Below are 2,184 nucleotides of genomic sequence, written 5' to 3'. Positions count from 1 at the left end.
GGCCTCAACACCGCCGTTGCCGGCCTCGCCTCGATCGCCGGTGCGCCGCTGGCTACTCCGCTCGCCATGCGGTTCGGCGTTGCCTGGACCATGATCGCCATGATCGCCGCCGGCGCGCTGGCCTTTGTCGGCTTTCATTTCGCACCCGATTTCTGGATGTGGTTTCCACTGCGCATCGTGCTGCACATCGCGCTGACGGTGCTGTTCATCCTGTCCGAATTCTGGATCAGCACCTCGGCGCCGCCGCACCGACGCGGCCTTGTGCTGGGCATTTACGCCACTGTCCTGTCGCTCGGCTTTGCCGCCGGACCGTGGCTGTTCGCCCATCTCGGCAGTTCCGGCTTCAGGCCGTTCGGCGTCATCATCGCCTTGGTGACGCTGGCGGCGATACCCGTGCTGGCAGCACGCAACGAGAGCCCCTCGATCGCCTCGGATGGCGAAACCAGCAATTTCCTGCGCTACATCTGGCTGGTGCCGTCGGCGACCGCAGCCGTGCTGGTGTTCGGCGCGGTGGAAACCGGCGGCTTTGCGCTCTTCCCGATCTATGGCAGCCGCATCGGCTATTCCGAGGCCGATGCGGCCCTTCTGCTGACCATGATCGGCCTCGGCAATGTGTTGTTGCAGATCCCGATCGGCATGATCAGCGATCGCGTCAGCGATCGCCGCTACCTGCTGATTGCCTGCGCCACGGTCGGTCTTATCGGCACCGTCTTCATGCCCTTCTTCGCCCAGAATTGGCATTTGATGGCCGCGCTTCTGTTCGTCTGGGGCGGCGTCGTCGCTGCCATGTACACGATCGGCCTTGCCCATCTCGGCTCGCAGCTTTCCGGCCATGAACTGGCGTCGGCCAACGCCGCCTTCGTGCTGTGCTACGGTGTCGGCATGGTGCTCGGCCCGCAGGCGATCGGCATCGGCATGGATGCGTTCGGCCCGTCCGGCTTCGGCTGGTCGCTCGGCCTGTTCTTCGCCGCCTATATCGCTTTGGTCGCCGTCAGGTTGGTTCGCAAGATCCTGCTGTAGCGCAACTGCCGCCAGCCCTGCATTTGGCGCGCACGGTGGCAGGCTGCTGACAGAACCGTGTCAGGAGCACAGGGCTAAAAGAGTGTCCCAAAACACTTGAGGACACTTCCATGATCGACAGCGGCTTTGAAACCACATCGCTACGAATGACACTGCTTCTGCTCGTGACCTTCCAGGCTCCGGCCGCCGACGTCGACCGCATCATGGATGCTGTGGTGGCGATTGCGCCGCTGGCCATGGGCAAATATGACCGCAATGCCTATCAGTCGGCGCACGGCATCGAACGCTACAGGCCGCTTGACGGTGCGGCCGCCGGTGCCGAAACCGAATTGCGGCGGCGGCCCGGCACGGTCGAGGTTTCCTTCGAACTGCCGGACGATCAGGTGCTGGCCGCCCGCGTCGTCGAGGCGATTTTCCAGGCCCATTCCTACCAGGAACCGGTGATCCGCATTCAACCGATTCTCGCCAGCCGTTCCAAGGGACTGGACGACCGCGCCAATCCGAATCGCTGGTGGAACACGACCGGAGACTGGAAGAAGGTTGCGTCACCGGCGACAGAAACCGCATGATTTCCGTTCACCAGCAGGCTCAGGCGGGTCGCACCAGGCTTGCCGGGCTTGACTTTCCGGGCGCGTTCTTTATGTGTCGCGCCAAGTTTCCCGCGTCCGGGTGTTTCCCCGTGCTCCAGCGGCCAAAACCCCACGAACAAACGGACTGATATCATGGCCAAAGCCGCAAACATCAAGATCAAGCTTCTGTCGACCGCCGACACCGGTTTCTTCTACGTGACCAGCAAGAACAGCCGCACCAAGACCGACAAGCTGTCGTTCCGCAAGTACGACCCGGTCGCCAAGAAGCACGTCGAATTCAAGGAAACCAAGATCAAGTAATCTGAGTTTCCCGCTGCAATGCCGAAACGCCGCCCAATGGGCGGCGTTTTTCGTTTGTAACCAGTTGATTTCGTTGCACGTGAGCAGAGACTGCAGCCAAAAGGATTGACCCTTCGCCAAGGTTGCGGCACCCTTCGCCGTGGGTTGGGTGTCATGAACAAGGCGCCTATGGATGTCGAAGAAGGTGAAAGCTGCAATCATTGCAGCCCTTGTCGCTCTGGTTGCTGGCTTCGCCGTCAGCAACGGGCTGATAAGCCAGCAGACGGCCGATGAG

The 2,184-nt window shown here is 61.8% G+C and carries 3 protein-coding genes; all 3 read left to right on the top strand.

Annotated features, from left to right (window positions below; translation table 11 throughout):
• A partial coding sequence (locus EN939_RS31210) for an MFS transporter (RefSeq protein WP_164751380.1) occupies positions 1 to 1,020 on the top strand: 1,020 nt, incomplete at its 5' end.
• A 110-nt stretch (positions 1,021 to 1,130) separates the two neighbouring features.
• Positions 1,131 to 1,589 (top strand): hypothetical protein, encoded by a 459-nt coding sequence (locus EN939_RS31205; protein ID WP_127271458.1) that lies wholly within the window; start codon positions 1,131 to 1,133, stop codon positions 1,587 to 1,589.
• A 153-nt stretch (positions 1,590 to 1,742) separates the two neighbouring features.
• On the top strand, positions 1,743 to 1,910 hold the full coding sequence (gene rpmG, locus EN939_RS31200; RefSeq protein ID WP_006201775.1) for a 50S ribosomal protein L33: 168 nt from the start codon (positions 1,743 to 1,745) through the stop codon (positions 1,908 to 1,910).
• Positions 1,911 to 2,184 lie beyond the last annotated feature (274 nt).

This window comes from Mesorhizobium sp. M7A.F.Ca.CA.002.05.1.1, assembly GCF_003998335.1.
Taxonomy (GTDB): Bacteria; Pseudomonadota; Alphaproteobacteria; order Rhizobiales; family Rhizobiaceae; genus Mesorhizobium.
The sequence above is the reverse complement of the archived record's forward strand: the minus strand, read 5'-3'. Positions and strand labels throughout refer to the sequence as shown.